The organism is Actinomycetota bacterium, assembly GCA_030019255.1.
Classification (GTDB): domain Bacteria; phylum Actinomycetota; class Geothermincolia; order Geothermincolales; family RBG-13-55-18; genus Solincola_A.
The window spans coordinates 21,549-45,532 of the sequence record JASEFK010000003.1; the positions used below are offsets into that span (position 1 = coordinate 21,549).

Annotated in this window: 21 protein-coding genes; 12 read left to right on the forward strand and 9 right to left on the reverse strand. The window is 63.8% G+C overall.

Translation table 11 applies throughout. The features are described 5' to 3' along the window. Nucleotides 1–8: 8 nt before the first annotated feature. A complete protein-coding gene (locus QME84_03145) occupies nt 9–200 on the reverse strand; it encodes a hypothetical protein (GenBank protein ID MDI6873264.1) in 192 nt (63 codons plus the stop codon). Beyond that, a complete protein-coding gene (locus QME84_03150; protein MDI6873265.1) occupies nt 197–1,831 on the reverse strand; it encodes an FAD-binding oxidoreductase in 1,635 nt (544 codons plus the stop codon). The genes QME84_03145 and QME84_03150 overlap by 4 nt, the downstream gene beginning before the upstream one ends. A 447-nt stretch (nt 1,832–2,278) precedes the next feature. On the opposite strand from QME84_03150, the gene QME84_03155 reads away from it, so the two are divergent. Next, nucleotides 2,279–3,244: a hypothetical protein gene (locus QME84_03155; GenBank protein MDI6873266.1), complete on the forward strand. Its 966-nt coding sequence runs from the start codon at nt 2,279–2,281 to the stop codon at nt 3,242–3,244. A 15-nt stretch (nt 3,245–3,259) separates the two neighbouring features. Here the strand turns inward: QME84_03155 and QME84_03160 are convergent, their stop codons facing one another. Next, nucleotides 3,260–3,853: a CAP domain-containing protein gene (locus QME84_03160; protein ID MDI6873267.1), complete on the reverse strand. Its 594-nt coding sequence runs from the start codon at nt 3,851–3,853 to the stop codon at nt 3,260–3,262. A gap of 986 nt (nt 3,854–4,839) precedes the next feature. On the opposite strand from QME84_03160, the gene QME84_03165 reads away from it, so the two are divergent. The 4 genes from QME84_03165 to QME84_03180 all read left to right on the forward strand — a co-directional run bounded on the left by QME84_03165 (nt 4,840) and on the right by QME84_03180 (nt 9,798). Beyond that, nucleotides 4,840–5,115, forward strand: coding sequence for a YkgJ family cysteine cluster protein (locus tag QME84_03165; GenBank protein MDI6873268.1), 276 nt, complete (start codon nt 4,840–4,842; stop codon nt 5,113–5,115). Between the two features lie 210 nt (nt 5,116–5,325). Next, complete coding sequence (locus QME84_03170; protein MDI6873269.1) at nt 5,326–6,051, forward strand: GDSL-type esterase/lipase family protein; 726 nt, start codon at nt 5,326–5,328, stop codon at nt 6,049–6,051. 484 nt (nt 6,052–6,535) lie between these two features. Continuing rightward, a complete protein-coding gene (locus QME84_03175; protein MDI6873270.1) occupies nt 6,536–8,401 on the forward strand; it encodes an AMP-binding protein in 1,866 nt (621 codons plus the stop codon). A gap of 155 nt (nt 8,402–8,556) precedes the next feature. Continuing rightward, on the forward strand, nt 8,557–9,798 hold the full coding sequence (locus QME84_03180) for a thiolase family protein (protein MDI6873271.1): 1,242 nt from the start codon (nt 8,557–8,559) through the stop codon (nt 9,796–9,798). A gap of 150 nt (nt 9,799–9,948) precedes the next feature. Here the strand turns inward: QME84_03180 and QME84_03185 are convergent, their stop codons facing one another. Next, nucleotides 9,949–10,296 (reverse strand): prepilin-type N-terminal cleavage/methylation domain-containing protein, encoded by a 348-nt coding sequence (locus tag QME84_03185; GenBank protein ID MDI6873272.1) that lies wholly within the window; start codon nt 10,294–10,296, stop codon nt 9,949–9,951. Nucleotides 10,297–10,786: 490 nt separating this feature from the next. Here QME84_03185 and trpE point away from each other — a divergent pair, with 490 nt between their 5' ends. The 7 genes from trpE (at nt 10,787) to trpA (ending at nt 18,082) form a co-directional block, all read left to right on the forward strand. Next, nucleotides 10,787–12,415 carry an anthranilate synthase component I gene (gene trpE, locus QME84_03190; GenBank protein ID MDI6873273.1) on the forward strand — a complete coding sequence of 543 codons (1,629 nt, stop codon included), beginning with the start codon at nt 10,787–10,789 and terminating at the stop codon, nt 12,413–12,415. A gap of 122 nt (nt 12,416–12,537) precedes the next feature. After that, nucleotides 12,538–13,107 (forward strand): aminodeoxychorismate/anthranilate synthase component II, encoded by a 570-nt coding sequence (locus tag QME84_03195; protein MDI6873274.1) that lies wholly within the window; start codon nt 12,538–12,540, stop codon nt 13,105–13,107. Next, nucleotides 13,104–14,132 carry an anthranilate phosphoribosyltransferase gene (gene trpD / locus QME84_03200; GenBank protein MDI6873275.1) on the forward strand — a complete coding sequence of 343 codons (1,029 nt, stop codon included), beginning with the start codon at nt 13,104–13,106 and terminating at the stop codon, nt 14,130–14,132. The genes QME84_03195 and trpD overlap by 4 nt, the downstream gene beginning before the upstream one ends. Next, on the forward strand, nt 14,122–14,928 hold the full coding sequence (gene trpC / locus QME84_03205) for an indole-3-glycerol phosphate synthase TrpC (GenBank protein MDI6873276.1): 807 nt from the start codon (nt 14,122–14,124) through the stop codon (nt 14,926–14,928). The genes trpD and trpC overlap by 11 nt, the downstream gene beginning before the upstream one ends. Nucleotides 14,929–14,932: 4 nt before the next feature. After that, nucleotides 14,933–15,667: a phosphoribosylanthranilate isomerase gene (locus QME84_03210; protein MDI6873277.1), complete on the forward strand. Its 735-nt coding sequence runs from the start codon at nt 14,933–14,935 to the stop codon at nt 15,665–15,667. 374 nt (nt 15,668–16,041) lie between these two features. Beyond that, nucleotides 16,042–17,304 (forward strand): tryptophan synthase subunit beta, encoded by a 1,263-nt coding sequence (gene trpB / locus QME84_03215; protein MDI6873278.1) that lies wholly within the window; start codon nt 16,042–16,044, stop codon nt 17,302–17,304. Next, nucleotides 17,282–18,082 (forward strand): tryptophan synthase subunit alpha, encoded by an 801-nt coding sequence (trpA, locus tag QME84_03220; GenBank protein MDI6873279.1) that lies wholly within the window; start codon nt 17,282–17,284, stop codon nt 18,080–18,082. Before trpB ends, trpA begins: the two co-directional genes overlap by 23 nt. Here trpA and QME84_03225 read toward each other — a convergent pair. The 5 genes from QME84_03225 to purM all read right to left on the reverse strand — a co-directional run bounded on the left by QME84_03225 (nt 18,072) and on the right by purM (nt 23,975). Next, nucleotides 18,072–19,301, reverse strand: coding sequence for a lactate racemase domain-containing protein (locus QME84_03225; protein MDI6873280.1), 1,230 nt, complete (start codon nt 19,299–19,301; stop codon nt 18,072–18,074). The genes trpA and QME84_03225 overlap by 11 nt on opposite strands. Before the next feature lie 407 nt (nt 19,302–19,708). Next, a complete protein-coding gene (locus QME84_03230) occupies nt 19,709–20,047 on the reverse strand; it encodes a hypothetical protein (protein ID MDI6873281.1) in 339 nt (112 codons plus the stop codon). Nucleotides 20,048–20,410: 363 nt separating this feature from the next. After that, complete coding sequence (purH, locus tag QME84_03235; GenBank protein MDI6873282.1) at nt 20,411–21,961, reverse strand: bifunctional phosphoribosylaminoimidazolecarboxamide formyltransferase/IMP cyclohydrolase; 1,551 nt, start codon at nt 21,959–21,961, stop codon at nt 20,411–20,413. A gap of 37 nt (nt 21,962–21,998) precedes the next feature. After that, complete coding sequence (purN, locus tag QME84_03240) at nt 21,999–22,616, reverse strand: phosphoribosylglycinamide formyltransferase (protein ID MDI6873283.1); 618 nt, start codon at nt 22,614–22,616, stop codon at nt 21,999–22,001. Nucleotides 22,617–22,934: 318 nt separating this feature from the next. Further along, a complete protein-coding gene (gene purM, locus QME84_03245) occupies nt 22,935–23,975 on the reverse strand; it encodes a phosphoribosylformylglycinamidine cyclo-ligase (GenBank protein MDI6873284.1) in 1,041 nt (346 codons plus the stop codon). Nucleotides 23,976–23,984: the final 9 nt, after the last annotated feature.

A 23,984-nucleotide genomic window follows, 5' to 3' on the forward strand; every position in this document is an offset into this window, starting at 1 on the left:
CGGTCATCCTACTGGAAGTGGGCCAGCTCAGTGGGCGAACCGCAGCGGGCACAGCGCTGAAACCCGGCCTGGGCCTTCACGGTGTGTCTCTCCTTGAGCTCCAGGCGTTCGCTGACGTGGGACTTCTCGGAGGCTTCGATACGCAGGAACATCTCCTTGGAAAGGAAGGCGTATGCCAGTTCCTGCCTGAAGGCGTTCACTCCGTCCAGGTCCTTTCACGCAACAGCCTGGACAGCCTTTCCGCTTGGCTTTGGTCCAGGGTGGAGAGGTCGAGGTCCTCCTCGCCGGTGTAGAAACGTGCATCGGCCGCCCGGTTGGGATCCAGCAGGGCGGAGACTTCCTTCTGCCATCTGGCATAATTTCCCTGCAGGGGGCTGAACAGCTTGCGCATCACGGGGTCGAAGTAGAAACCCTGCTCCATGCATTCCTCAATGGCCGCCAGGGCGAAGTCCAGGCTTAAGGGGACGAGGCTCTCCGTGTGACGGCGGTCGCGTGGATGGTAAGCGAATATCTCCTCGCAATGGGCATAGGCGCTATTCTCGTAGATGGTCATCCATGCGCAATCTCCCATGTCGTCAAGGATGGCTTCCCTTTCTATCCACCTCTCCTTTATCTCCTGCGCCTGCACCATGTACCGGGTGAGCACCTCCCAGGTCTCGTCCTTTGGCCAGCCGGTGGAAAACTGGCCTCCCGCGCGGTAGATGAGGGGGATGATGGTGACCCTGATGAAGTTCATCCAGAACATCCTTCCCAGTGCAGGCACTCCGTGGAAGAGCTCCATGGATATGCCACCGTGTTGGGACAGTATCTCCCGCAGCGCTCCCTCCTGGTAGGCCAATTCCCCCAGTGAGTCCCCGGCCAGGACCACCATGAGGAGGTATTTAAAGGCGTCCCTCAATACGGCCCTCAAGGCCTGCCTTCCCCGCAGCCTCTTCAGCAGGTGGGGTAGGATGCATAAAAGATAACCGGCCGTGGAGGACTTGCTGACCACGTACCCGATCTCCGCCTCTCCAAGAGCGTAGCCGGCGTCTTTGAAGGAGCGGAGATCGGGGAAGAAGCACATATGAAACCGCAGGTTATCCGGGACCGGGGCCGAGAAGTCGAGCAGCAAGCCGCTCCCTCTCGTTTCCTGCGGACCGGGCCAGTGGAACAACTTCAAAGCCGCCCTGGTGTATATGCCGTTCCCGCCCATGGAACCCATGTATCCCCGCATGATTCCCCGCAGGGAGGGCCCGGGGCCATCGCCGCAGAACCAGCCCCGCCCGGAACCCAGGGAACCGGTCTGTAGCAGGGTTCCATCCGGAAGGACCCACTCCACCCCCAGGAGGTTGCGCGGGCTGTAGCTCATGTACTGCCCATCCCAGCCCACCCCCCAGCAGGCGGTGGCGCTGGCCAGCGGCGAGCATGCCGGCCCCGCCCCGATGATGTGGGTATTCAGGCCCCTCTTCATGGCTTCCGCCTGCAGCTGGGCGCCGCTCACGTAGGGCTCCACCACGGCGTACATGTTCCTCTCGTCGATCTCCAGGATGCGGTCCATGCGCCGCAGGTCGATCTGGACCACTCCTTCCTGGGCGGGCCCGGCATGGGCTCCCCAGCCGGTGCTGAAGGCCTTGAACTTGAGCCCGTGCCGGTTGCATATCCTCACCACATCCTGCACCTCCTCGGTACTGGAGGGGAGGACCACGGCCGCGGGCCTCGGCAACCAGATCTCGGGGTCGGTGTTGAAGGAAGGCTGCCAGGCGTAACCGTCCAGCACAGCGGGTTCCACGGAAACGTTTTCCGGGCCCAACACATCTGCCAGTTCCTGGTAAGCAGATTCGGGGATGGTCATTCTCTTCCTGATACCGCTACAAGACGCTTTTGACATGACAGCCGGGACAGCCCGATAAACATTTTACATGGTGGTAAACGAAAAGGCCAAAAACTCCTAAAACCCTTAACGGACATGAGGATCGGTCAACCCTTGCCGGTCAAGAACGGCCGGTCCTTCTTTGTCCCACGCTCGTGCTCATGGCGGACGGTCGGTGGCCCATAGACCTCCATCGAACGCGTTTGTTCCATCCGGAACTAAAGAAATCCTTCCCCAGTTCGCTTGCCTTGCCGAGATAATCGCTCCATCACTCGGCCCTTTAGATTCACAACGCGCCCACCCAAACGACGGGACCTTTCACCTCCCCGCATCTCAAGATATCATGGAAGAATCGAAGTAAAATTTGCTTGAGCTGTTGAGGCAAAATTCCTGTTCCTGGTGCCAATAGCTGTAACGGGAGGTGATGGAATGGATGAGCTGACGCGCGCGGTGGTGGAGACCCTTCTGGACTGGGGAGCGGACCTGGTGGGGATAGCCCCGGTGGAACGCTTCGAGAACGCCCCGGAGGGACACCGGCCCACCGATTTCCTCCCCGAGTGCCGGTCGGTCATCTCCATAGGGATGCACCTCTTCCAGGGGATGGCCGACGTGTGGGGCGAGTGGTACGAGCCCACCAAAACCAACACCCCCTATCTCTTCTACGGATACGGGCTCACCAACTGGGAGAGTTCCCGCCTGGTCAACCGCATGGCCAAGCTCCTGGAATACAAGGGGTACAAGACGCTGGCCTTCATGCCTACCTGGATAAGCAGCATGACCAAGTACTTCGACCAGACCATCCAGACCGGGGAGGTGATGGCCGAGTTCTCCCACCGCCACGCCGCGGTGGCCGCCGGGTTGGCGGACTTCGGGTGGAACGGCTTGGCCCTCACGCCGGAATTCGGGGCCATGCAGCGCTTCAACTCCCTCCTCACCTCCGCGGAGCTGGAGCCCACCCCTCTCTACGACGGCCCTCCCCTCTGCCGGCCGGAGGAATGCGGGCGTAAATGCGTGCGGCTATGCCCGGCGGAGGCCTTCTCGGAGAGCGAGGCCCAGAGGTGCAGGATCGGGGAAAAGGAACTGGAGTACGCCGTCCACGACAACATCCGGTGCGCCTACGCAGTGACCGGGCTGATAAAGGGAACGGGAAGTCACAGCGACCTTCAGATGCCGGAGGGCCCCGGCCAGCCTCTGCACTACTTCGCCACCCTGGGGAGCGAGCAAATACATCCCTTCACCCGGGCCATGCTGGATAACTGCTTCGGGCTCATCTGCGGGGATTTCTGCGGCAAGTGCCTGCACATGTGCCCGTCCCTACGCCTGAGTCAGGAGGACCTCAGGGACTACGACCTCTCGCGGCGGCACAGCTCCCTGAACCGCAATCCGCTGGCCTGAGCAAGGACGCCCCGTTCAGGAGAAATTCTGGGTGATGTAGACCTCCCCGTCGTCGTCCACCCACACGCCGATGCCCTCGCGGGAGAAGGGGGTGAGGATGTTCTCCCGGTGGCCCGGGCTTTCCATCCAGCCCTCCACCGCCGTGTCCGCCAGGCTCTCCAGGGTGAAATAGGAGTAGGAGAGGATCTCTCCCGTGTTTTGGTCATAGGTATAGGATTTCACCACGTTGCCCAGAAAGAGGTTTTCGCCGCCCGCGTACTCAACGTTCCCCACCCTGGTGGTCCGGCTGTAACCGTGCTCCCGGTAACGATCGGCGAAATCCTTCCCCTCGGGACTCACGTGGTCGAAGTAGTTCCTCTCCGCCATGTCCCGGCTGTGCGCCAGGGCTATGGCTGCCAGCTCCTGATCCCAGTTGAGAGAGGAAAGACCGTGCCGTGTTCGGATGTCGTTTATCCTGCTGTGAATCATGAAAGCCAGCTCCCGGGACTTCTCCCGGAAATAGCTTATGCGCTCCGCCTTCTCCTTCTCCAACCGCGCGGGAGCATGATGCCCCTGCGGTTCCTGAGGCTGCTCCTCGACGGCTTTGTCGACCCGGAATTCGAAGGACACCTCCTCCTGGTTCCTCGGAACCGGCAGGCACCCGCAGCCGGGGTTGGTAAGGGCGCTCGCTAGAAACAGCAATACGAGGATGGGGACCAGGGAATACGCGACCATGCGGGACTGGCGTGGACGGGCGTCGCCCACGGACCGTCCGCGCGCTACAGCCGAGCCGTCGTTTCCTTCTGCCCCTTTAAGACCTTTTTTCATCTCCTCTGTCATCCTCCTGCCCGGGTCGTGCGCTCCATGTTAACTTTTTATCATCCAACCCTACGCCTCTTCTATCCCCGCACCGCGCTCCTGACTGAACCGCCCCTGCCGTGCTTACCGCTTCTATATCGGAGGGCGCTTTCCATGCCGACGCCCCCGCCCTCTTCCATACCAACGGGTTCGTTAGCGTTTCTTCGCGGATCCGTTCATCGAAGGTGGCGCAAACCTGCCGGCAGGGGTCCGCTCCGCACCGAACTGAGAGCTCTCCATTTCCATAAGGCTTATATATACCACATATACGCGTCATGCCCCCTGGCCCCTCAACATCCAAAACCAAAGAGGGTGAGCCCTTGCTCGGCGGTCGGAAAATCCTGATGCCACCATGCGGCGCGAGAGCTCCCCGAAATCACCGGTCATCCTGGGCCCTCATGATCCTCACCCTTTTCATGCCGCAACGGCAAGGGCTCTCCAAGCGTGCAACCGAAAAATATTGCTCAGTGTTGGGGAATCTTTTCTCACGGGGACGGAGGCACCATGAGAAAAATCGGGACCCGGGAAAGGAACGACTTAGTGAAACACCGTCCCGCCATGGTTATGCAAGGGGTCTCCCACGTCGACTCGCGGAGCACGCGGAACCCGCAGGCGGGTGGCTTGCCGCGGCCCGAAACCCAGCCGTGTTAGTATGGTGGATGAAGGCGGGGCACGGAAATCAATAGATTCCGGTCGCGCTTGCGGGGCCACCGGTCAGCGGTATGGGGTCAAGGCGGGGTCCGGAAAGGAGAAAACCCTTGGAATGCCGCAAGTGTGGGGCGTGCTGCATAGCGCTCTCCATATCCACCTTGAACAAGCCCGCGGGCGCGAGATGTCCGCACCTGACCGCGGAAAACCTCTGTTCCCTGTGGAAGAAGCCGGAGAGGCCCCGCGTCTGCTCGGCCTTCATGCCCGACCCGGCCTTCTGCGGGTCGAGTTTCGAGGAGGCGCTGAAGCTCATGGGGGAGCTGGAAAGGGAATCCCAAATGAGAGACGGGAAGATGGACGCCTCGCAGGGCTCCGCACCGGGTTAAGCTAGGGGCTTCCGAGCCTGCAGGGCCTTATCTCCCCGGGACCCCCGGGGGGAGAAGTGGAGCAGGTTGGGCCGGACAGGAGGATCAAGGCGGCGGCCGGAGGAAACTTTTCAATGAGCGGTGGCCGACCGGTTCCGCAAGGTTTCTCTTTCCCTTGTCCTCCGGGGGAGAAGTGGAGTAGATGAGCAGGACGGGAGGGTTAAGGCGGAAGTGACGGGAAGAAAGCTCCTCGTGGTGGGCGACAGCCTGGCGGGGGGATTCCCCCACCTCTGTTTCCCCGCCCTTCTCCGCCAACTGGACCCGTCCTGGGAGATAACCGTGAGCGCCAGGGGCGGGGACACCCTTCTGGGCGCGGGAAACCGCCTGGCGGAGCTCCTCTCGGGCCGGAGGCCGGACGCGGTCCTCCTGGTAGCGGGAGCCAACGACCTCCTCCTCCCCTTCCTCGAGAGCAGGGGTGGTACATGGAAGATACTGGTAAAAAGACTCGTCTCCCGGGGCAGCGTCCCCGCCGCCCGGCCCGAGGCCTTCCGGGCGCTCCTGGAGAGGGTGGTCAAGGCCGCGCGGGGCAGGGCCGGCTCGGTGATCCTGGCCTCCGTTCCCTGCCTAGGCGAGGACCTCCATTCTCACCTCAACCGACGGAGAGAGGAATACAACCGTGTCATCGCGGAAACGGCCCTGGTTGCCGGCGCACGGCTGGCCGACCTGGCCGAACCCTACGAAAGGGAATTAAAACGCCTGGAAAACCCCAGCTCCTACCTCCTGGGCTGCCTCTTCGACGCCTTCCTGGACCCCCTGCGCTCCCTGACTCCGTGCGCGGCCTTCCAGCTCAGCGGAAGACGGGGGCTTCTGCTGACCCTCGACGGCGTGCACCCCAACCCCCGGGGAGCGCGCATCCTGGCGGAGAAGGTCGCCGCGGCGCTATCCCCTATTTCGTGACCGCCGGAGGGGAACCACCTCCGGCATGGCATCCGGCATGTGCGAAGGATCACTTTTCCCACGAGGGCTTGCCCGGCGCACCATATCCAGGGTCAATGAGCTCCGTCCAGGGTTAATGAGCTCCGAAAAGGGTTGAGAAACGAATGCTTCTTGCCGCCTTACGCAGGAGCATCCCGGGGCGGTTTATTCCCTCCAGGATGGGGTATATTTACGCTACAGACAGAAGTAACCGATGGCCCATGGCTGGACGGCTTCCGGGTGGGCGTTCCTCGCAAACCCTACCCGGCGACAGGAAAGAAGAGGATGCATCGGATGTTCCGCGCTTTCCCGGGCCGGGACGGAAACGTCTGGCTTTCACGTGAGACGAGCAGGAGCCGCGAGGAAGGGGGCATTGGCCCGTAACCGGCCCGTAAACATTCGAGAGGACAACGGCCGCAAGGGGCGCGGCACGTGGAATGGCGTCCGGAACGGGGAGGGAGAGGCTATGACGATCAAGGCGGACAAGAACCTCAAGGAGCTCCTGCGCGCCCTGCCCCCGGCCCTGCGGATGGAGGAGGCACGGGGGCTGGGCAGGACCTTCCGGGAGCAGTGGGGCGGCTCTAAGAACACCCGGCGCATCGTGTACCGCATCTTCACCGGCGGAAGGGGGCTGCTCTCCAACCTCAAGGACCTGGGGAAGATGAAGGTGGGCCGCATCATCCCCAACTGGGTCCTGGGGATGTGGGACACCTTCCCGGAGCGGGAAGCGGTGGTGGACGGGGAGAAGCGATACAACTTCGGTGAGCTCAAGGAAAGGGTGCTGCGCTTGGCCAACGCCCTGCAGGACCTGGACCTCCGGCCCAGGGACACGGCGGGCGTCATGCTCCACAACAGCGCCGAGTTCCTGGAGACCATGTGCGCCTGCAGCCTCATCGGGGTGGTCACCCCCTTCGTCAACTGGCACCTGCGGGGAGAGGAACTTATCAAGACCATAAATTTGCGAAGTCCAAAGGTCCTGGTCTTCGACGCCGAATTCCGGGAAGAGATAGAGCGGATTCGTGGAGACCTGGGGAGCGTGCGCCACCTGGTCATGGTGGGCGACGGCGCTCCCGCCGGTGTGGACGTCCTGTCCTACGAGGAACTGGTGTTCTCCCATCCGGCTACCATGCCCGAGGTGAATTTCGTGGTCTCCTTCAACCCCTACACCGGGGGCACCACGGGGATACCCAAGAGCTCCAACCTCTTCGACAGCCTGGGGTACATGCTCTCCGACCTCGCCGAGCCGCCCCGGGCCACCCTCCCCGAGTTCACGCGTTACAACTTCCTGGCCTTCAGCTACCTCTACTGGTTCGGGGGTGAGCGCATCCACGACCCGGTGACCGGGAACATCCGCACCCTCATCGTCACCCCCCTCTACCACGCGGGAACCGCCGCAGCCTGGGCTCCCTTCTTCCTCTTGGGGGCCACGGCGGTGATCATGCGCAAGTTCGACGCCGAGGAGTTCCTGCGCCTCATCGAGCGTGAGAGGGTGAACTGGACCTTCGTGGCCCCCACCATCCTGCAGCGGGTGCTGGCCCTCCCCGAGGAGGTGAAGAGCCGCTACGACCTCTCCTCCATGCGCTCCATCCTCTGCGCCGCGGCGCCCTGTCCTCCGGAGGTCAAAGCGGCCACCAACGAGCTCTTCATGCGGCAGGGAGCACCGGGACCGGTGTTCGGCGAATACTACGGCAGCGCGGAGACGGCCATCATCACCGTGCTCCTTCCCGAGGACTACCGGGAAAACCCCAAGCGGCTGGCGAGCGTGGGAAAGGCACGTTGCGGAGACCTGCGCATCTACATCGAGGAGGAGGGACGCTGGGCGGAGCCCGGAGAGGTGGGCAAGGTGATGGGACGCACCGCCTCCACCCTGGCCTTGCGTTACCCGGGCTCGGAGGAGCGGCTGCATGAGTCCATCCGCCTGATCGATGGCCAGGAGTGGTACGATGACGGCCTCCTGGGCTACCTGGACGAGGACGGCTTCCTCTACCTCACGGGACGGGTCAAGGAGATGATCATCACCGGCGGGGTGAATATCTATCCCCTGGAGATAGAGGAAGTCATCCTCCGCCATCCCGCCGTCTTCGACGTGGCCGTGGTCAGGCTTCCCCACCCGGACCTGGGGGAGGTCCCGGTGGCCTGCGTGCAGCTCCACCAGGGGAAGGAGGCCACCGAGGAGGAGATAATCGAGTTCTGCAAGCGGGAGGGCCTCTACGGCTACAAGATACCGGCCAAGGTGGATTTCTTCGACGAGCTTCCCCGCCACATAGACGGCAAGATAATCAAGCGCGAGCTGGAGAAGATTTACTGGAGGGACGTGGAAAGCAGGGGTTGAACCGGGCTTCGGCGGAAGTGACGCCTTCCCGGAAGGCCAGCCGGTCGTATGGCGCTCCTGGGAACAGCGCGAGGACCGGGAGGACACGGTTTTCGGGAAGCATGCTGGCAACGAAACCGGGCTTTAGGAATTTTTCGCAGCTCAGGAGGTGAAAAATGACGGATAAACTCAGGGAAGTGGTGGTGGTTGAAGCCGTCCGCACCCCTACCGGCAGATCCGGATGGGCGGGAGCGGCCAAGGGCGGAGTTTTCGCCAGGGTGTCCGCCCAGCACCTGCTGGCCACGGCGCTGCGCGGCTTGGTGGAAAGGGTCGTAGAAAAATGTCCCTCCTTCGACCCGCGAGAGATCGAGGACGTGGCTGTGGGATGCCTGAGCCAGATCGGGGAACAGGGCCTCAACTTGGGAAGGATAGGCGTCCTGGCCGCCGACCTTCCCGACGAGGTGGCGGGGTGGACGGTGAACCGCTACTGTAACGCCGGTTTGCAGGCCATAAACTCCCAGGCCCACGCCCTCATGTGCGGAGCGGGCGAGATAGCCATCGCCGCCGGGGTGGAGAGCATGAGCCACTACGCCATGGGCTCCGACTTCATGGTCGCCGGACAGGCGGGGCTTCCCGCCTCCCTCCATCCCCGGGCCATGGAACGGGGAGCCCTCAACCCCATGGGGGTCAGCGCTCAGATGGTCGCCGACCGCTACGAGCTCTCCCGTGAGGACATGGACCGCTTCGGCCTCTGGAGCCACCAGAAGGCGGTGCGGGCCATGCGCGAGGAGGAATGGTACCGGAAGAGGATAGTCCCCGTGGAGGTAGAGGACGAGAACGGTACCCGCCTGGTGGACCGGGACGAGCCTCCCCGCGAGCAGGCCTTGGACGATCCGAAGGCCGCTTACGCCAAGATGGCCGCGCTCCCGCCTCGCTTCAAGGAAGGAGGTACGGTGACCGCGGGCAACTCCTCGGCCATCGTGGACGGGGCGGCGGCGGTCATGCTCATGACCTCGGAAAAAGCCGAGAAACTGGGGCTGGAGCCCTACGCCCGCATCCTCTCCACCGCCGTGGCCGGGTCCGAGCCCCTGATCATGCTCCTGGGGCCCATACCCGCCATACGCAAGGCCCTGGACAGGGCGGGAATAACCATGGACGACGTGGACGTCTTCGAGCCCAACGAGGCCTTCGCCTCACCCGTGCTGGCCTTCTGCAAGGAATTCGGGCTGGACTTCGACGACCCGCGCATAAACCCCACCGGCGGGGCCATCGCCATAGGTCATCCCATCGGCTGCTCGGGAGTCCTCTACTTCACGGAGATGGTGCACTGGATGGTCCGCCACGGCCTGAAGTACGGGCTGCAGACCCTCTGCGGGGGCGGCGGGGTGGGCATCGCCACGGTGGTGGACCGGCCCTGAGGGCAGGTTTTTCAAACCCGGATCTTGCTGTTTACGACCGAACGAGGACCTGTGAGCGGCGCACAGATGACTGGTAAGGGCTTTAATATGGCCATACATTGCGTTTCCATCCAACGCGGTGCGACGGGGGGTATCCAGGGCACCGTGGGTTCAGAACTCCCCATGGTAGGAACATGAGATGGCGGGCGGTGTCTCGCCTCCGCCTATAAAGGTGTAGGAACCCGGGTTCCCCACCTGCGGGCATATGGGAACTTCTTCCATGAACTCCGGGACCAGTTCTCCGACCGCGGTAGGATAGGTGCCGTACCGGGCATTGTAGACTCCAATGGCCGATTCCATCATCCTCACGTTGGCCCGGCACACCTTTTCTGAGGCGTTGTCGCGGGCGGCCACGTACACCGGGACAGCGATGCCCACCAGTATCCCCACGATGAGGATGACGATCATAAGCTCCACGAGCGTAAAGCCGTCCTCTTTCGAAAAGATCGTCGTAAGCATCGCCCATCCACCTGCGAATCCAGGCGGCTCCCCCGGGAGACTCGAATCGAAAACCCTAACTGTATATATATTTATCGACCAGCCTAGGAAGAAAAATAAAACCCAGGTACCCTTTTTGTTCACTTCGTTTTGTTGACAATTACCTCCCTTTCTCCTAAAATCCCCCTATGATGGAAAAGCAGGCCGTGAATCATTGCGAACTTCGATGGTGGTGGAGCCTCTCCTGAGGAGAGGGCTCCGCTGAAGCCTGCGCCAGTAAAACTTACGGATAAGAGAAAAGACCGAAAAACAAGAATCTAAAGAGGATAAGGCCGCGAGCCCTCTCCAGGGGGAGCGGCCTTCGAGCTTGTATGGGCCGCGTTCCCCGAGGGATACGCGGCCGTTCCTTTTCAGAGTAGTGAGGAATAGTGAGGGGATGGAAAACGGAGGATGAAGGTGTCATGGGAAAAAGACATTGCTATCCCGGCTTTCGAACGGGAGGTGGGCGAAGATGACCAGGGTATGCGCGGAGAGCGGTGGGAAAAAGAACGGTTTATACTCCCCCGGCGAAGAGGAGTTCCTGGAGCTCTCGCGGCGCTACAACCTCATCACCGTGACCCGCGCCGTGGAAGCGGACACCGAGACCCCGGTCACCGCCTTCCTGAAACTGGCACACGGGGACCATTCCTTCCTGCTCGAAAGCGCGGAGGGAGCTGAACGCTGGGGGCGCTATTCCTTCCTCGGCTGCCGCCCTCTCTGCATCATAAGCTACGATGAGGGGCGCATACGAATACCCTTGGGCGGAGAAGAGCTGGAGCGGCTCCACAGCGGGTTCCTTAGCACTCTCCCCGATGAAACGAGGCGCCATCCACCAGGCGATGGCGTCGCGCCGGCCCGGGAGGACCCCGTGGACTTCCTCTTCGACGTCATGGAATCCTTTCGTGCCTCCCCTCCCCCGGAAGGGCTCCCCTTCTGCGGCGGTGCGGTGGGTTATTTCGCCTACGACCTCCTGCCGTTCATGGACAAGATGACCCTGCGCCGGAAGGAGGGCCTCCCCATCCCGGACATGGTCTTCATGCTCACCCTCACCGCGGCCGCCTTTGACCACTTGCGGGGTCGCATTATTCTCCTGGCTAACGTCCTTGTCCCGGAGGAAGCGGATAGTGGCGAGAGGAGCCGTCTTTACCGGGAAGCGGCGGCCGCGCTGGAATCCATGGCCCGTGACCTGGTCACGAAACCCACACCTCCTTCCGGCGGAGAGGTCTACTACCTCTCCGAGGAAGTCGATTTCCAGGAAGTGGAATCCAACTGCACCCGCGAGGAATACGAGGACATGGTGCGACGTGCCAAGGAGTACATCTTCGCCGGGGAAGCCTTCCAGGTTGTCCCCTCCCAGCGATTCTCCACCCCCCTGCGCTGTTCGCCCTTCTCGGTCTACCGGGCCCTGCGGGGGCAGAACCCCTCTCCCTACATGTTCTTCCTGCGCTGCGGGGACCTTTTCCTGGTGGGTTCCTCACCGGAGCCCATGGTGAGGAGGCGGGGAAGCGAGGCGGTAATCCGCCCCATCGCCGGCACCCGGCCGCGCGGCAGGACCCCCGAGGAGGATCAGGAGCTGGAGCGTGAACTGCTCTCGGACGAGAAGGAGCGTGCCGAGCACGTCATGCTGGTGGACCTGGCCCGCAACGACCTGGGGAGGGTGTGCGAGCCCGGCAGCGTGGTCCTGAGAAGGGTCATGGAGGTGGAACGTTTCTCCCACGTCATGCACCTGGTGAGCGAGGTGGCCGGGACCCTGCGGTCCGACCGGGGCAACCGGGAGCTGCTGCGCTCCGCCTTCCCGGCAGGCACCGTCTCCGGGGCGCCCAAGATAAGGGCCTGCCAGATAATCGACGAGCTGGAGAGGGAACGACGCGGCCCTTACGCCGGCGCCGTGGGCTACGTCTCCTACCACGGGGACATGGACACCTGTATCGCCATCCGAACCATCGTCATCCAGGGGAACCGGGCTTACGTGCAAGCCGGAGGCGGGGTGGTGGCCGACTCCAATCCTTCCCGGGAGTACGAGGAGACGGTGAACAAGGCTCGCGCCCTCCTACGCGCCATTCGCACCGCTGAGGCCCGCGAGGGGGTGATGACACCGTGATCTCTGCGCGGAACACGATAGGGCGCGACGGCGCCCCGAGCTCGTCACGGACCGCGCTTTCACGTCCGGCAACGCGCTGGGAGAAAAACGCCCCCGCGGAAAGCGGCACCCGGTCCATTCGTGTGCTCCTCATCGACAACTATGATTCCTTCACCTACAACCTTGCCCAGGCCCTGCAGGTACTGGGAGCCGAGGTCATCGCGGCGCGCAATGACGAGCTCACGCTCTCAAGCGTAGATGAGCTACGGCCCACCCACCTGGTCATCTCGCCCGGGCCGGGAGGACCGGAGGACACCGGGATAACCATCCCCGTGGTCCGGCGCCTGGCGGGGAAGGTACCTGTCCTCGGCGTCTGCCTGGGACACCAGGCCATCGGCCACCTCTACGGAGCGGCGGTGGTTCGTGCGCCGCGCCCCGTGCACGGGAAAACTTCCAGAATATTCCACGATGGCAGAACCATCTACCGCGGGCTACCTAATCCCTTCACCGCCACCCGCTACCATTCCCTGGTAGTCGGCGCGGACCTCCCCCCCGAGCTGGAGATCAGCGCGCGCAGCGAGGACGGGCTGGTCATGGGCATAAGGCACCGTCACCTGCCCGTGGAGGGAGTGCAGTTCCATCCCGAATCCTTTCTGACCATCGAGGGAGAAGGCCTTTTAAGGAATTTCCTGGAAATGGAGGTGGGAAGATGATAAGCGATGTCCTGGCCTGGGTGACGGAGGGGAAAACCCTGAACCAGGAGACAGCCCGGGAGGTCATGTCCTTCATCATGCGGGGGGAAGCCACCGACGCCCAGGTCGCCTGCCTGCTCACCGCCTTGAGAATGCGCGGCGAGACCCCAGAAGAGATAGCAGGCTTCGCCCAGGCCATGCGCGAGGCGGCGCTGAACATCCGGCCCTCGGTCTCTCCCCTCGTGGACACCTGCGGAACGGGTGGGGACGGTTGCGGCACTTTCAACATTTCCACCGCCGCCGCATTCATCGCCGCCGGGGCGGGGGTCTACGTGGCCAAGCACGGGAATCGCGGCGTGAGCTCCTCCTGCGGGAGCGCTGATGTCCTCGAGGCCCTCGGGGTGAACATCGATATGGACCCGGAACGGGTGCGGACCTGCATCGAGGAAGTGGGGATCGGCTTTCTTTTCGCCCCACGCTTTCACCCCGCCATGCGCCACGTGATGCGGGCCCGCAGGGAAATGGGCATTCCCACCGCCTTCAACCTGCTGGGTCCCCTCACCAACCCAGCCGGGGCCCAGTTCCAGCTTCTGGGGGTAGGCAGAGTGGACAAGGCCCCGCTGATAGCCGGCGCCCTGGCCGGCATGGGGACACGGAAGGCGCTGGTAGTGCACGGCGAGGACGGCCTAGACGAGATCTCCTCCATCTCCCCCACCCTGGTCTGGGAGGTGGAGGACGGGAAAGTCAAAGAAGGGCGTATCGAGCCGGGCGAACTGGGGCTCGACCCCGCTGACCCTCAGGCCCTGCAGGGAGGAAGCGCGGAAGAGAATGCCCGCATTATCCGCGAGGAGGTTCTTTCCGGGAAACCGGGTCCCCGTCGCGACATTGCCGTCCTCAACGCCGCCGCGGTCCTTTATGCGGCGGGAAGGGCAGCCGACCTGAAGGAAGGGCTGGCGCTGGCGGAGGATGCGGTGGATTCCGGCCGCGCCCTACGGAAACTGGAAATGTTGGTAGAATTTACCAAGGAGGCGAGTCGTGTTTCTTGAACGGGCCATGCAGCTCGCCGGGAAACGCGTCCGGGAGATGATGGAGGTCTTCTCTCCCTCTCACCTCGAAGACCTCTGCGCGGAGCTTCCACCCCCTCCCTCCCTGTCCGCCGCCCTCCGGTCACGCGCCGAGGCGGAAGTGGGGATAATCGCGGAGATAAAACGTCGTTCTCCCTCCCGGGGGGACATCCGACCCAGTCTGCGGGTGGCGGAAACCGCCCGGGCATACCGGCGCGGCGGGGCCCGTGCCATATCCGTACTCACCGAGCCTGATTTCTTCGGCGGCAGCCTGCAGGACCTGGCCGAGGCGGCGACCGCCGTGGACCTACCCGTTCTGCGGAAGGACTTCATCCTGGATCGTTACCAGCTCTTGGAAGCCAGGGCGGCGGGTGCCGCGGCAGTGCTGCTCATCGCCACCGCCCTGGAAAGCAGGCAGCTCTCCAGATTGCTGGCGGGAGCGAGGGAATTGGGAATGGAATGCCTGGTGGAGGTACACGACGACAACGACCTGGAGAAGGCGCTCCAGGCCGGCGCGGAGATGATAGGCATCAACAACCGGGACCTCGTGACCCTCGAGGTGGACCTGGGCACCACAGCGCGACTGGCCCCGCTGGTTCCTCCCTCCATCCTCCTGGTGGCCGAGAGCGGTTACCGCTCCGCCGGGGACCTTGTGGGCCTGCGGGAGATGGGAGTAGACGCTGTGCTGGTGGGCGAGGCCCTCTCGGGAAGCAGGGATCCCGAGCGCACCCTGCGGGAACTGCGGGCCTCCCGGCACCCGGGTCAAAGTGAGGGATGACGCGATGTTCAGGAACGGGTACCATGGGGTGGTCGAGCCGAGCGTTCCCTTCCTTAAGGCCTGTGGGATCACCAGGCTGGAGGACGGGCTGGTCGCCTGCGCCGCCGGTTTCACCGCCGTGGGTTTCGTCTTCGCTGAAAGTCCAAGGCGGGTGGATCCCGTCCGGGCCCGCGAAATCAGCCTGCGCCTTCCCCAGTCCGTGCTGCGCGTAGGGGTCTTCCTGGACCAGGAGGAGGACGAGGTGCGTGATATAGCCGGGTTCTGCTCCCTGGACCTGGTCCAGCTCCACGGCCGCTCCCTCGGGCTGGCGTCCCGGTTCGGGGGAAGGGCCGTTCCCTCCCTCCGCCCGCGCACGCCGGAGGACCTGGAGCTCCTCGAGGAGTACCGCGGCGCCTTCGCCGTAATCCTGGATACCTGGGACCCGGAGCTCCCGGGCGGGACGGGCCGGGTGGGGGACTGGAACCTGGCGGCGGAGGCGGCCCGAAGGGGCCGGGTCATCCTGGCCGGTGGCCTTAACCCCGAGAACGTGGCCCGGGCCGTGGCTTGTGTGCGCCCCTTCGGGGTGGACGTGTCCAGCGGGGTGGAGATCTCACCCGGAATCAAGGATCCCGCCCGCCTGCGCGACTTTACGAGCGCTGCAAGGAAGGCCTTTGCCCGGGAAAAGAGAAAGATAGACTCCAGGAGCACAAGGCAGGTCATGGGCCATATGCCGGAGACGGGTCAACCCTCACCGGGATAAGGAGCAAGCCCCGGGAGTTCGAGGAGTGCCACAAGGAAAATCGATAATGCAGGCAGGGCAACCCTCACGGGATAAGAAGCATGTCCCGGGAGCGGATGACTCTTGGTCATTGGGTCGCAAGGGAAATAGGCCGGCTGCAAGCGAGGAGAGCTGGAAATGGTGATTCTTAGGGATCCTGCGACGTGGAGGGAAGTCGCCGGTAAGAAGCGGGTTCCGACCGTCTCCCCTCCCTCGTCCTGCCGCCGAACATCCGCCATGCTTGCGGGGACCGGGCACGGCCAGCGCGGAACCAAGCCCAGGCGCGCAAAAAACCGCGCCGGACGCCGACCCGAGAGGTCCGGTCTCCGCGCGGTAAACCTGAAGGAGGTGTACCCATGACCGCCGGATGGGATGCACAATCCGAATCCGTGGCCCCAAAGGGCCGTTTCGGAAGGTTCGGGGGACGCTTCATCCCTGAGACGCTCATCGCCCCGCTGGAAGAACTGGAAAAAGCCTACCAGGAAGCCAGGGAGGATCCCTCTTTCCGCAAGGAGCTGGATGCCTACCTCCGCGATTACGCCGGGAGGCCCACTCCTCTTTACCGGGCGGAGCGCCTGAGCCGGGAGCTGGGAGGGGCGACCATTTTCCTCAAGCGGGAGGACCTCTGCCATACCGGATCCCACAAGATAAACAACACCCTGGGGCAGTGCCTGCTGGCCAGGCGCATGGGCAAGCGCCGGGTCATAGCCGAGACGGGAGCCGGCCAGCATGGGGTAGCCACGGCCACCGCCGCCGCCCTCCTGGGCCTGGAATGCGACGTGTACATGGGCGAGGTGGACATGGATCGCCAGGCCCTCAACGTCTTCCGCATGGAGCTCCTGGGCGCCCGGGTGATACCGGTGCGCTGCGGCTCGCGCACCCTCAAGGATGCGGTGAACGAGGCCTTGCGGGACTGGGTGGCCAGCGTGGATTACACCCATTACTGCCTGGGCTCGGTGGTGGGGCCCCATCCCTTCCCCACCCTGGTGCGCGATCTGCAATCGGTCATCGGTCGCGAGGCCCGGAGCCAGCACCTGGAAAAGACGGGGCGCCTGCCTGACTGCCTGGTGGCCTGCGTGGGAGGCGGGAGCAACTCCATTGGGCTTTTCCACCCCTTCCTGGACACCGACGTGCGCATGGTGGGAGTGGAAGCCGGAGGCGTGGGCGAAGGACCCGGCGAGCACGGCAGCACCCTGGGGCTGGGCTCGGTGGGAGTTCTGCACGGCGCACGCTCCTACCTGCTGCAGGACGAGGAGGGCCAGGTACTGGAAACCCATTCCATCTCCGCGGGGCTGGACTACCCGGGGGTGGGGCCGGAACACGCCTACCTCAAGGAGAGCGGGCGGGTGGAGTACGTCCGGGTGAGCGACGCCGAGGCCCTGGAAGCGGTGGATCTCCTGTGCCGCACGGAGGGCATCCTGCCTGCCCTGGAGAGCGCCCACGCCGTGGCCTACGCCGCCAAGCTGGCGCGGGAGCTGGGCCCGGGCGCCTCCCTGGTGATCTGCCTCTCCGGGCGGGGAGACAAGGATGTGAACACCCTAATGGCCGTCCGCTCCCGCAGGAGTGAGGGAAGTTCGCTCTTTGGAGGAAGGTTCGATGGACGGAATGAAGCGCATTGAAGACATGTTCGAAAGAACCAGGGGCCGTGCCGCCCTTATCGGCTTCACCACGGCCGGTTTCCCCGACCGAAAGACCTCCCTTCGCCTAGCCTCCGTGCTGCTGGAGAACTGCGACGCCCTGGAACTGGGAGTGCCCTTCTCCGACCCGGTGCTGGACGGCCCGGTGATACAGGAATCGTCCTTCCGGGCCCTGCAAGCAGGGTTCCGCCCTAGCCAGGTCTTCGAGCTGGTCGGTGAATTGAGGCGGCGCACAGAGAATCCCATCCTGATCATGACTTACTACAATCCGGTGCACCGGCTGGGACACCGGACCTTCGCCGCCGCGGCCGCGGAGGCCGGGGCGGACGGGGTGCTCATCCCGGACCTGCCCCCTGAAGAGATGGGTGACTGGAGGGAAGCAGCCAATGGACACGGCCTGGCGGTCATCCTATTCGCCTCCATGACCACTCCCGACGAGCGCCTACGCATGCTGGGGGAGCTAACCCAGGGATTCCTTTACTGCTTCGCGGTCAAGGGGACCACCGGCCTGCGGGATAGCCTGTCACGGGAGCTGGCGCCTTTCCTGGAGAGGGTGCGCCGCTTCTGTTCCAGGCCCATCGCCGCCGGGCTGGGTGTCTCCAACCCGGAGCAGTGCCGGGAAGTGGGCAGGTTGGCCGACGGGGTGATCGTGGGAAGCGCCCTGGTCAAGGCGGCCCTGGACGCCGTGAACGCGGGGGAGGACCCGGCTCCTGCGGTATCCTCCCTGGCCGCCGCCCTCTCCTCGGGGATCAGGTCTTGAAGAATTGCATGGTGCCGTCAGGGATCACCGCCACCGATGCCCGGTCGGGGTATTCCCGCTCCAGGAGCTGCAGGGTTTCCTCCCAGTCGCGGGTGACAGTGACCGCTTCCATGGGGGCGAAGAGGTCGCACATGGTCCGGTCGGGATAGGCGGTGCAAACGATTATCTTTATTCCCGGCGGTGGGGGACCCATCCGCATGTAGAAATCCCCGCCGTACTCCTTCCCGAAGCTGCGGATGAGGTAATGGCATACCTGGCCCTCGGGCGCGTTGACCACCAGGACGATGACCCCGCGCTGCAGGTTCACGGTCATCATGGACATGAGCATGCAGATGGCCATCTCGTTGTACTTGGCGTAGGCGTTGGCCACCACGATGTCCTTCCCGGGGGAGGGAGGGGTGCCGTAATGTTCCCGTGCTGCCTCGATCCCGACCGCGTATTCCTCGAGGGGGTCCCCCACGAAGAGGTCGGTTATCTCGCCGCGTGCGTTGATGAGGGCGTCCACCTTGACCTGCAGGCCGGACATGCGCACCACGTGCTTTATCTCCTCGTACATCACGTTGCCCTCCGTCCGGCCCAGGCCCATGGTCTCCGGTCCCCGCCGGGAGACCTCGCCGTGCCAGGCCTTGATGGTCTGCACCCCGCTTATGCCAGGCAGGATTATCTTCCCCCCTCCGCCGAAGCCCACGTGGACGTGGGGGGTTATGCACCCTATCCCTATCCGCAGGTCACAGTACATGAACTCGCGGTTGATGTACACCGGGACACCGGTGGGGCTGTCGCCCAGGTACTCGCAGTTCTCGTAGGGGTTGTGGTTGTAGATGGGAAACTTTTCCACCACCTCCGGGCCCAGCTTCTTGCGGAAGTCGATGTTGTTCATGGCCCCGTGCATGCCCAGGGCGGGGATGAAGCGGATGTTGGCGTCGGGGATCCCCGCCTCCTCGAGGGGCCGCAATATCCAGGGCAGAACGCGGCTCACGGGGGTGGGACGGGTGATGTCGTCGAAGACGATGACCACTTCCCGGGCCCCGGAGGCCAGCTCCTCCAGAGGAGGACAGCCTATGGGTTCGCGGAAGGCGCGTTCCACCCCCGCGTCGTCCAGGGGAGGCTTGCCGAAACCGGGAGGCTCGAGGACCTCCACCTCCCAGCGGTCGGGAAAGTATACCTCCAGGGCCTGGTTCCCGTACCACAGCAGGTTGGGAAGGCTGACCCGGCGCATATTCCCCTCCTTCCTCGAGCCGGCCCGTTCTCCCGGGGCCGAAAATCACGTCCACGGGCCTGGATTGATTTTACATCACCGGGTCCACCATGCGGGGACCGGGGAAAGGGAGGGCAAGGTGATGCCTGGAGAAGTCAGCGATAATATCCGAGGAAGTAATTCCTTCGAAATCCCGTCGAGGTTTAAAAACCGAAACGATGCGCGAAGGCCTTTTCCCCGGGAGGCTACTAAGAGCAGGGCGGTAAGCATTCCGGGGGGACGTTGAACCGGTGACCATGTCGTCCGATGGCACCTTCGAGGGAAAGGATTGGAGCTTCTGGGTTGCCCGGGGAGTTGCTTCGAAGTTCTTGCCGACGTCGGGGTGGGAGGCCTTCCTGGGTTAACGAACGGCGCGGCGTTCAGAAAAATCAGGTAGGACCCGGGAGGAATCGGTCCCCGCTATCGGGCTCCGGCCGGCTTTCCGCCCGCCCGGGCCTAGCCCACTCCTCCTCCATGCTTTCCCTCCGCAGATGATGGTAATCGTAGATGATGGAACCCAGCACAACGAAAATCCCGCCCACCACGAAGGCGATGAGCAGGTAAGAGGTGTAGGTCGCGGGCTTGGTGCGGCGGTACTCCAGGGCGATCTGCTCGTTCCCGTGGGCCACCGTCTTGTCCCGGTTGGCTATTCCCCAGAACACCGCCGCCAGGAGGAAAAACAGGGCCACCAGGACCACTATCCGTACCGCCAGGTAGAACCGGTTCATAGGCTTATCATATAGCACCCGGGGCCGGAGATGAATGGCAAGCTTGAGATCACCCCTTTCCTCTTGTCGAATTTGCTTGTTTTGTCAGGATGATAGGGTGGTCTGTAAATCTTCTTCAACCCGGAAAGCGCCTACCGAGACGATACAACATCTTGAGATCTTCTCCTCGACGTCCCCGATGCCTTTCGCTTCGAAGAACAGGCGTAGCACCATAGTCGTCAGTCGAACGCTCGGGAGATCGCCTCCCTCTCCTTGACGAGATTGCCTGTTTTATCGGGATGACGGGATGATCTCCCGGCCTCTTCCACCCTGAAAGCGCCTGCTGAAACGTACGGCATCCCGGAATTTCAGCTTCCCACCCTCTCAGTGGCGGAAGTGGCGCTTGCCGGTGAGCACCATAACCAGGCCTCGTCTTTTCACTTCCTCGAAGATCTCCTGGTCCCGGACCGAGCCTCCCGGCTGGATGAAGGCCTCCACCCCGGCCTCCGCGGCCAGGATAACCGAGTCCGGGAAGGGGAAGAAGGCATCCGAGGCCAGCACCGAGCCGCGTGCCCGGTCACCCGCCTTCATCAGCGCCACGCGGGTGGCGTCCACCCGGCTCATCTGCCCGGCGCCGACTCCCACCGTGGCGCGATCCCGGGCGAGGACGATGGCGTTGGAGCGGACGTGCTTGCACACCTTCCAGGCGAAGATGAGCTCCTCCCACTGTTCCTCCGTGGGCTCGCGGTCTCCCACCAGGAGCATCTCCTCGCGGGGGTCCTCGCCCCGGTCGTAATCCTGGACCAGGAGCCCTCCCTCCACGCGCTTGACGTCCTTGAGCAGGAGGTAGGTCTCCCTCTCCAGGGGGAGCTGCAGGAGCCTGATGTCCTCCTTCCCCCGCAGGATGGAAAGGGCGGCCTCGGGGAAGGCCGGGGCGATCACCGCCTCCACGAAGGTCTCGTTGACCTGGGCTGCCGTCTCCTCGTCCACGGGACGGTTGAAGGCGATGACGCTCCCGAAGGCGCTCACCGGGTCGCAGCGGTAAGCCCGGCGGTAGGCCTCGGAGAGCCTCTCGGCCATGGCCACCCCGCAGGGATTGTTGTGCTTGATGATCACCGCCGCCGGGAGTTCCAGCTCCTTGACCAGGGCCCAGGCGGCGTCGAGGTCCAGGACGTTGTTGAAGGAGAGCTCCTTCCCGTGCAGCTGCTCGGCGAAGACCAGGGAGGTGGAGGGAGCCCCGATCTCCTGGTAGAGGGCGGCCTTCTGGTGGGGATTCTCCCCGTAGCGGAGGTCGGATTTCTTCTTAAAGACCATGTTCAGGGTGGCCGGGAACTCCTCGAAGGCCCGGGAGAGGTAGGCGTAGATGGCGGAGTCGTACTCCGCGGTGTGGCGGAAGGCCTCCGCGGCCAGGGCGCGCCGGGTTTCCAGGGAGATGGCTCCCCCGTTGCGGCGCATCTCCAAAAGGAGGGAGGAGTAGCGCTTGGGGTTGGTGACCACGGCCACGTCGGCGAAGTTCTTGGCCGCCGCCCGGATGAGGGTCACTCCCCCGATGTCGATCTGCTCCACCGCCTCCTCCAAGGTGGTCTCCGGGCGGGAGATGGTCTCCGCGAAGGGGTAGAGGTTGACCACCACCAGGTCTATGGGCTTGATGCCCATCTCCTCCATCTCCCGCAGGTGTTCGGGGTCGTCGCGCCGGGCCAGGAGGGCGGCGTGGATGTTGGGGTGAAGGGTCTTGACCCTTCCCCCGAGCATCTCCGGGAAACCGGTGACCTCGGAGATGGGGGTGACCTCTATCCCCTCCTCCCGCAGCCTAGCCTCCGTGCCTCCCGTGGAGATGATCTCCACCCCCATGTCCCGGAGTTCCCTGGCCAGGCCCACGATGCCGGCCTTGTTGGAAACGCTTATCAAAGCCCTGCGCACGGGTTCCACGCCCATCCCTCCTTAGCCGATACCTTAGAACGACCTGCCGTCCTCATGTTTCGTCCAGGATAACCACTCGCCTGCCCTCCACCCTCAGGCGCCCCTGGCAGAAGAGGCGGATGGCCTTCGGGTAGAGGCGGTATTCCACCTCGTGTATCCTCTGGTGCAGGCTCTCCACGTCGTCGTCCGGAAGCACGGGGACCGCCTCCTGGAGGATTATGGGACCGGTGTCCAATCCCTCGTCCACGAAATGGACGGTCACCCCGGTCACCTTGACCCCGTAGGCCAGGGCATCGGCCACTCCCGAGGTGCCCGGAAAGGAAGGGAGCAGGGCGGGATGGATGTTCAGGATACGGTTACGGAAGGCCTCCACGAACTCGGGGCTCACCAGCCGCATGTAACCGGCCAGGACCACCAGGTCCACCCGGTTTTCCTCCAGGATGCGGACAAGCTCCCGGTCGTAGGAAACCCGGTCGGGAAAGGACCGGGGATCCACGAAGACCGTTTGTAGCCCGTGGTTCCTGGCCCGCACCAGCCCGTAGGCGTCCTCGCGGTCGCTGATGACTACGGCTATGCGGGCGGGTATTTCCCCTTCCTCTATCCTCCTGGCTATATTTTCCAGGTTGGTCCCGCTCCCGGAGATGAGCACCCCAAGACGGCAGGTCTCCACCTTTATTTACCCCCTGTCCTCCATCATCTTCGCCTTTCTCTACAAGGGTAAGGGTACGTCAACCTTGGCGGCCTCCATCAGGCCTGGAAGCTCGGGCCGTCATTTTCACCTTTCCCCATCAGGGTACGCCAACAAAGTCCCCGGCCGCCGTGAGTCCCTCTTGACGTCTACCGGTATTCATCGCTCACGCGAATCATAGACCGCCACGGCTTCCTGCATGGACGGTGCGACCGCCTTGTCGATCACCGACGCACATACCGGGTTCCTCCGCACCCTACACTGCCCAATGTCGCGAGGGTCGCCCGATTCCCGCGTCTCTCAGCAGGTGAGGCAGATACCCCCCGTGCCCTCGCGTATTTCCCCGATGCGAAAGGCCCGGTACTGGGAGAGGCCCAGGAGGTGGACCACCTGGCGGTAGTCGTTGAGGTCCACCACCAGCACCATGCCTATCCCCATGTTGAAGGTACGGTACATCTCCACCTCGTCCAGGTCCCCCATCCTGCGGATGATGTTGAAGATGCTGTGGGGATGCCAGGAGGAGACGTCGATTACGGCGTCCACGTTGCGGGGAAGCATGCGGGGCACGTTCTCGATGAGCCCTCCCCCCGTGATGTGGGCGATGCCCTTCACTTCCACCTCCCGCAGCACCCGCAGGATGCCCGGAGCGTAGATCTCGGTGGGGGTAAGCAGTTCCTCCCCCAGGGTGGAGGACAACCCGCGCAGGCGGTCCTCCAGGTCGAAGTCGTTGAGCTCGAAGAATATCTTGCGCGCCAGGGAATAGCCGTTGGCGTGCAGTCCTGAGCTCCGCAGGCCCACGATGACATCCCCGGGCACGATGCGCGAACCGTCGATGATGCGCTTCCGGTCCACCACCCCCACCACGAAACCGGCCAGGTCATACTCGTCCTCCTCCAGGATGCCGGGGTGCTCCGCGGTTTCCCCGCCTACGAGTGCGCATCCCGCCCGGCGGCAGCCGCGGGCGATGCCGGAAACGATGTCCTTGACCTTCTCCGGAACCACCTTCCCCATGGCCAGGTAATCCAGCATGAAGAGGGGCTCGGCCCCGCAGGTGACGATGTCGTCCACGCACATGGCCACCAGGTCCAAGCCGATGGTGTCGTGGCGGTCCAGCATCTGGGCTACCTTGACCTTGGTCCCCACACCGTCCACCGAGGAGACCAGGACCGGCTCTTCCATGCCCTCGAAGCGGGCCCGGAAGAGGGCCCCAAAGCCGCCCAGCTCGGAGAGGACCTCCGGGCGCAGCGTGGAGGCGACCTCTCCTGCTATGAGCTCCACGGCCTTCTTCCCGGCCTCGATATCCACCCCAGCCTCCCGGTAGGACAGGGGAGTGCAGGACATCTCTTTCGA